3 protein-coding genes, 1 tRNA gene and 2 rRNA genes (1 of these 6 only partly in view) are annotated in these 6,671 nt (G+C 57.1%); 3 read left to right on the top strand and 3 right to left on the bottom strand.

All coding sequences use genetic code 11. The annotated features are described in order from the left end of the window. The 3 genes from I6L32_RS05560 to I6L32_RS05550 all read left to right on the top strand — a co-directional run. Nucleotides 1-1,407: ribosomal RNA gene (locus I6L32_RS05560) — 23S ribosomal RNA — on the top strand; it begins 1,482 nt to the left of the window's first position. Nucleotides 1,408-1,529: 122 nt separating this feature from the next. Next, nucleotides 1,530-1,644: ribosomal RNA gene (gene rrf / locus I6L32_RS05555) — 5S ribosomal RNA — on the top strand. 98 nt (nucleotides 1,645-1,742) lie between these two features. After that, nucleotides 1,743-1,819 (top strand) — tRNA-Asp (locus tag I6L32_RS05550). A gap of 1,313 nt (nucleotides 1,820-3,132) precedes the next feature. Here I6L32_RS05550 and I6L32_RS05545 read toward each other — a convergent pair. From I6L32_RS05545 to I6L32_RS05535, 3 genes are all read right to left on the bottom strand, one after another. Further along, entirely contained in the window at nucleotides 3,133-4,119 is a 987-nt protein-coding gene (locus tag I6L32_RS05545; RefSeq protein ID WP_029313511.1) for a YafY family protein, read from the bottom strand. 286 nt (nucleotides 4,120-4,405) lie between these two features. Beyond that, nucleotides 4,406-4,792 (bottom strand): SirB2 family protein, encoded by a 387-nt coding sequence (locus tag I6L32_RS05540; RefSeq protein ID WP_039040394.1) that lies wholly within the window; start codon nucleotides 4,790-4,792, stop codon nucleotides 4,406-4,408. Then, nucleotides 4,789-6,645, bottom strand: a complete 1,857-nt coding sequence (locus I6L32_RS05535; protein ID WP_010672573.1) for a monovalent cation:proton antiporter-2 (CPA2) family protein — start codon at nucleotides 6,643-6,645, stop codon at nucleotides 4,789-4,791. The genes I6L32_RS05540 and I6L32_RS05535 overlap by 4 nt, the downstream gene beginning before the upstream one ends. Between the last annotated feature and the right edge of the window lie 26 nt (nucleotides 6,646-6,671).

Here is a 6,671-nt window from a genome sequence, read left to right as displayed (position 1 = left end):
TCCGGAGACACAACACTGAGACACGAGACGAACGCACCACGGTGCGGAAGCCATTGATGCCCTGCTTCCAGGAAAAGCCTCTAAGCTTCAGATTACAAGTCATCGTACCCCAAACCGACACAGGTGGTCGGGTAGAGAATACCAAGGCGCTTGAGAGAACTCGGGTGAAGGAACTAGGCAAAATAGAACCGTAACTTCGGGAGAAGGTTCGCTCTTGATGGTGAAGTCCCTTGCGGATGGAGCTGTCGGGAGTCGCAGTGACCAGATGGCTGGGACTGTTTATCAAAAACACAGCACTCTGCAAACACGAAAGTGGACGTATAGGGTGTGACACCTGCCCGGTGCCGGAAGGTTAATTGATGGGGTTAGCGCAAGCGAAGCTCTTGATCGAAGCCCCGGTAAACGGCGGCCGTAACTATAACGGTCCTAAGGTAGCGAAATTCCTTGTCGGGTAAGTTCCGACCTGCACGAATGGTGTAACCATGGCCATGCTGTCTCCACCCGAGACTCAGTGAAATCGAATTCGCCGTGAAGATGCGGTGTACCCGCGGCTAGACGGAAAGACCCCGTGAACCTTTACTACAGCTTGGCACTGAACATTGAACCTACATGTGTAGGATAGGTGGGAGGCTTTGAAGGCGTGACGCCAGTTGCGCTGGAGCCGTCCTTGAAATACCACCCTTGTATGTTTGATGTTCTAACGCAGGGCCCTGAATCGGGCTCGCGGACAGTGCCTGGTGGGTAGTTTGACTGGGGCGGTCTCCTCCCAAAGAGTAACGGAGGAGCACGAAGGTTGGCTAATCCTGGTCGGACATCAGGAGGTTAGTGCAATGGCATAAGCCAGCTTAACTGCGAGACGGACAGGTCGAGCAGGTACGAAAGTAGGTCATAGTGATCCGGTGGTTCTGAATGGAAGGGCCATCGCTCAACGGATAAAAGGTACTCCGGGGATAACAGGCTGATACCGCCCAAGAGTTCATATCGACGGCGGTGTTTGGCACCTCGATGTCGGCTCATCACATCCTGGGGCTGAAGTCGGTCCCAAGGGTATGGCTGTTCGCCATTTAAAGTGGTACGCGAGCTGGGTTCAGAACGTCGTGAGACAGTTCGGTCCCTATCTGCCGTGGGCGTTGGATGATTGAAGGGAGTTGCTCCTAGTACGAGAGGACCGGAGTGAACGAACCTCTGGTGTTCGGGTTGTCACGCCAGTGGCACTGCCCGGTAGCTAAGTTCGGAATCGATAACCGCTGAAAGCATCTAAGCGGGAAGCGAGCCCTGAGATGAGTCATCCCTGACCCCTTGAGGGTCCTAAAGGGCCGTTGGAGACCACAACGTTGATAGGTGGGGTGTGTAAGCGTAGCGATACGTTGAGCTAACCCATACTAATTACCCGTGAGGCTTAACCATACAACACCCAAGAAGTGTTCTAAGGCTTGTAGCAAATAGAACGAACTACTCAAATTCAGTGATAATGACAAGCAGCTAGCAAAGTCGTTATTCACGTCAGCTTTCCGAGATTGAAGAATTTGCCTGGCGGCAATAGCGCAGTGGAACCACCTGACCCCATGCCGAACTCAGAAGTGAAACGCTGTAGCGCCGATGGTAGTGTGGCATTCGCCATGCGAGAGTAGGACACTGCCAGGCACCCAATTAAACGGTGATGTGAAGAATCACATGGCTGGCTGCGAGGATGACACCTCACAAACAAGCAGCAAAAGATTTAGCGAAAGCTAACCGAATGCGGAGCGGTAGTTCAGTCGGTTAGAATACCGGCCTGTCACGCCGGGGGTCGCGGGTTCGAGTCCCGTCCGCTCCGCCACTAAATTGAAAGGCCTTCCCTATCGGGAAGGCCTTTTTGCTTTCTGACATTTACCCAATCCCTCATCCTCAGTGCCAGGTGGCTTGGCCGGGTTATCCTCATTTCCCTACACGACCATCTCCGCCTTGCCGAATGGCATCCACGCTTCATTCGTGGTCACACATATAGACAGTTCAGGGATGACTCAACAATCTGCCTGGCGGATCAGAAGCCAGTGGCCATTGTTACCTGGAATCAGTCGCCAGGAGCACTCTGGCTGGTTGGCCGCGGCTGATCTGCTGCGCTCTGAGGGCCTAGTGGATATCGCTGAGTATAGATGAGGGAGGGCGGAGGAAAGGCAAGGAGCGCTACTGTGGCTGCCTCTGGTGGGTATACAAACAGGTTATCAGTGATGCAGATGGCGTGATGTAGGCAGGATCGCTCAGGCTGATTCCATTTTCTGTTGTGTCGCGGGCATGGGGTGCACAAAAGAAAAGGGGACAGCAGATGCTGTCCCCTCAAGTCATTTCGTCCATTCCCTGAACTGCCATGCTCCCTGCAATCCTTGACGCTATCCTTTCCTTTGGAAATTCCCCTTCCCAATCCGTTGGGGTGTCCTGTGGCCTTCCTAGCCTGGCAATCTGTCCTGATTGCTTCACCCTCTCCTTCCTGGAGGTGTCCATTACCACATCCCGTGGTGTTCCTGCGTCATCCTGACTGATAACCATCCTGGCTATCACGCTTCATCTTGAAGCTGTTCCTGACCGCGTCTTGCGGTGTCCTTTCATCCTTGATGAGCGACAATCCGTGCCACTCAACCTCATCCCGAGGTATCCAACTACCGCATCCTGCGGTTGTCCTGTCGATCCTTGTGATAACCATCCTGGCTATCAACCCCATCCCGAGGTGTTCCTTGCCCACATCCTGCAGGCTATTCCTTGTTTATGCGCTGTTTCTGCATCCTGCCGAATCAGCTCGTCCTTGTGAGACCCATACTAAGGCAATTGCAGGCTCGAACAAGGTGTGCAATCGGATTGAGCTCCGTGACATGTGGTACAGAAATGGGCTGGCGTGGAATATTATCTATGTTTATCAGTTATTTAGATAGTTTCCGTGGAAAGCATACCCAGTGCGGGATGGCTTCACGTACGGTTCAACACTGAGGGGTCTTACAGGGGGAATGGCAGATCTCTTACAAGCAAAAATCGGTAGGAAAACGATGGTACAGCCGCTTCAATCAGGGGTGTAAGAGTTCAAAATTAATTGAATACTTATGCTTTAAAAGTAGACAAAAGCCGAGATAAATCTCGGCTTTGTATTGTCTGCTGGTTTCTTTAGCTGACCCTTGTCCCAGGAGTCGGGTAGGCCTTGCGCAGTGATTCGGGTGCAAGCACCTCCAGGTTGCCGCTCATGTTGTTCAGCCAGGAGCGGAACTCGGGCGTATCCTGCACTTCAGTCTCCACCACCACGCTGCGCTTGTCGTAACGGGTCATACGCGGGTTATGTCCCGGGATTTGTCCATCGATCAGGGTCGGGCAGTTGGCATCGATGCGCCCGACGAAGCGGATCGGACCGCTGACGTCCTGATAGCCCTGGTCGCGGATCAGCTTCTGGATATTGAAGTCCTTCGGCTGGGTCGCGCTGAAGTTGGTCAACTCCACGTTCTTGATGTGATCGAACGGGATACCGTAGACCTTGGGATCCAGCTCGGACAGGGTACAGAGCAGGATGGGGCCATCGGGTTGGTTCAGGATGCCGAGGGGATTGATGCGGTCATAGCAGAGCCAGACAGTACGCTCCTTGATGACACGCTGGATCTCGGCGCTGAACTTGCGGCCACGCCAGAGGGCGTCGCGGATCAGGGTGCTGCGGCGGATCTCCGGATTGCCGGCGAAGGGGCGAGGTGACTGGTGCACGCTCTCCAGCCAGCGCTCGGCCAGTTCGCTCTGGCTGTCGCGGATCACCTGGCCAGCCTTGTCGATCAGCGGGTTCAATTCGGTCAGCACGCTTGCCGGCAACAGTTGGCTCGCCTGGTCGCTCCAGGTTTTCAGGGCCACTGCCAGCGAGAGCGGCATGATGTTGGCAAAGTCATTGAGACCATGGCGCTCGAAGCACCAGCCATGAGGCTTGCTGCGCTCATCGGAGGTGAGGTCGAACAGTCCCATGCCGGACATCTCTTCCAGGTCCCGTTGCACGGTACGGAGACTGACGTGAATGCCTTCCTCTTCCAGTTTTACCTGGAGTTGGCTGGCGGTCAGCTTGTAAGGGCGGTGCGGGATGCAACGCGCCAAGGTCAGTTGTCGTAACAGCTTCTTACTCATGGTGCATGCCTTCACTGGTTTAGCGTTGAGTGTATCCTAGCCATGGCCTGCGACAGTCTATGTCGCAAGTTTTGCTGCGACAACTGTCGCCATTTTCATACATGAAGAACCAAGGCGTTGATAAATAAAACAAAAAAGCAATAAAAAGGGGTTGTTTGAGCCCTTTTTTTATTGCAAACAAGCCTTGCGAGGATGCTCGCGACCAGGGTGACAGGAAGGAAATGGAAGCAGTAAGGAGGGGGAGGTGGGAAGGAGGTGGGGGACGGGCCCCCACCTCGACACGTCGTTATGCCAGCCAGGACCAGGCTGATTTGGTGATGGCTGCGCCCACCATGTAGCCGAATACTGCGAGAGCGGCCACTCCGGCCACCAGCTTCTGACCGCGGGCAGGGCGCTTGAGCGCCATGACGCCCAGGCCGATGTAGATCACCAGGGCAATCAGCTTGGCCATCAACCAGGGCTGCTGGCCAGGGCTCATCTGCAGGGTCACCGCCAGCAGCACGCCAAACAGCAGCAGGAAGGTGTCGTTGATGTGGGGCAGCACCTTCAACCATTTCTGTTGCAGCCGCCCGCTGCCCGCCAGCGCCAGGCTCCAGCGGTAGAGGAAGAGCAGCAGGCTGACCAGGGCCAGGGTCATGTGAAGGTGTTTGAGCATGGGGTAATAGGCAATCATGTTGCTTCCTTGTCGTTGTCGGGCAGACCGCTGTTCCATTGATGGGCGTGGGTACGCTCCTGTCCTTCCTGATCGTCTTGCAGCAGGTCGGAGAGGATGTCGCGGTATTGCAGGCTCTTGTTGATATAGGTGTGCTCGTCGTCCAGGTAGTTGACCTGTTCCCGCAGCAGTCGGTTGTCATACTGCTTGAACATCTGTCCCGCACGCCAGGCCTGATTGGCCCTGAACCCCAAGAGGGTGAGTGCTTCTACTCCAAGATCCACGGCCGATCCCAGGGTTTCGCGGTGCACGCTGTCTATCCCGTGGCGCAGGATCTCGTGGGCATGGGGTCTGTCCTGGGCACGGGCCAGTATTCTGAGGTGCGGGAAGTGCTTTTTCACCATCTCGATCACTTCGAGGGAGGTGGCCGGGTCATTGAGGGATAGCACCAGCAGTTTGGCCTTGTGGGCGCCGGCCGCGTGCAGCAGGTCGAGTCGGCTGGCATCCCCATAAAACACCTGGTAGCCGTACTTTCTCAGCATCTCTATCTGGCTGGCATCCTGCTCGAGTATGGTGGTGCCAATACCATGGCCGTGGAGCAGACGCCCCACTATCTGACCGAAGCGACCGAAGCCGGCGATGATGACCGGGTGTTCCACCAGCTCGGGCTGTTCGTGTTCGGGGGTGTCGCTCTGGTTGCGGTAGTCGAACCAGGGCTGGATCACTCGATCGTTGAGGATAAGCAGCAGCGGTGTCAGCGCCATGGAGAGGGCGACGACCAGAGTCAGCAGTGAGATGGTGCTGCCCGGCAGTACCTTGTTCTGGGCGGCGAACGAGAACAGCACGAAGGCGAACTCCCCGCCTTGGGCCAGGGCCAGGGCGAAGGTCCAGCGCTGGTTAGGGGAGAGGCGAATGACAAAGCCGAGCCCCATCAGCACCAGCCACTTGAGCACCATCAGACCGATCACCAGTGCCGGGATCAACAGGGGATGGGCGGCAAAGAGGCTGAAGTCGATGCCGGCACCCACCGACATGAAGAAGAGGCCGAGCAGCAACCCCTTGAACGGCTCAATGTCCGCTTCCAGCTCGTGGCGGTATTCGCTGTCCGCCAGCACCACGCCGGCGAGGAAGGAGCCGAGGGCGGGGGAGAGGCCGACGGATTCCATCAGCACCGCGATGGCGATCACCAGTAGCAGGGCGGCAGCGACGAAGATCTCCCGCATGTGGGACTGGGCGATGGCGCGAAACACCGGCCGCATCAGGTAATGACCACCCAGCACTATGCCGGCGATGGCGGCCACCACCAGCAGGCCGTGCTGCCAGCCTGCCAGCTCTGAGCTGCCGCTGCTGGCGACCGGCGCGATGGCCAGCAGCGGCAGGATCGCCAGGATGGGGATGACGGCGATGTCCTGGAACAGCAACACCGCAAACGCGGAGCGGCCGCTTTCGCTCTGCATCAGTTTGCGCTCCTGCAGGCTCTGCAGCACGATGGCGGTGGAGGAGAGCGCAAGAATGAGACCGATGGCGAGCCCCTGCTGCCAGGGCAGACCCAAAAGATAACCCACCCCGGTCAGGGCGACACTGGTGAGCAGCACCTGCAGGCCACCGGTGCCGAGGATGGGCCCTTTCAGTTGCCACAACAGGGCCGGGCGCAGCTCCAGACCGACCAGAAACAGCATCAGCACCACCCCGAACTCGGCGAAGTGCATCACGTCTTTCTGCTCGCCCACCAGACCAAGCAGGAAGGGACCTATGATGATCCCCGCCAGCAGGTAGCCAAGGACGGAGCCCAGCCCCCACCGCTTGGCCAGCGGGACGGCGATCACCGCCGCCGAGAGGTAGATCAGGGCGTCAAACAGCAATCCATGTCCCATCAGCGGCTCCTCCTTAACATGATGAA

This window comes from Aeromonas sp. FDAARGOS 1402 (genome assembly GCF_019046925.1).
Taxonomy (GTDB): domain Bacteria; phylum Pseudomonadota; class Gammaproteobacteria; order Enterobacterales; family Aeromonadaceae; genus Aeromonas; species Aeromonas caviae.
Note: the sequence above shows the minus strand (reverse complement) of the source record. Positions and strands in the feature narration are given on the sequence as shown.

Bases quoted from the DNA above. Each gene is read 5' to 3' on its own strand.
- I6L32_RS05535 (WP_010672573.1), bottom strand. From the start codon at position 6,645: ATGGGACATGGATTGCTGTTTGACGCCCTGATCTACCTCTCGGCGGCG.
- I6L32_RS05540 (WP_039040394.1), bottom strand. From the start codon at position 4,792: ATGATTGCCTATTACCCCATGCTCAAACACCTTCACATGACCCTGGCC.
- I6L32_RS05545 (WP_029313511.1), bottom strand. From the start codon at position 4,119: ATGAGTAAGAAGCTGTTACGACAACTGACCTTGGCGCGTTGCATCCCG.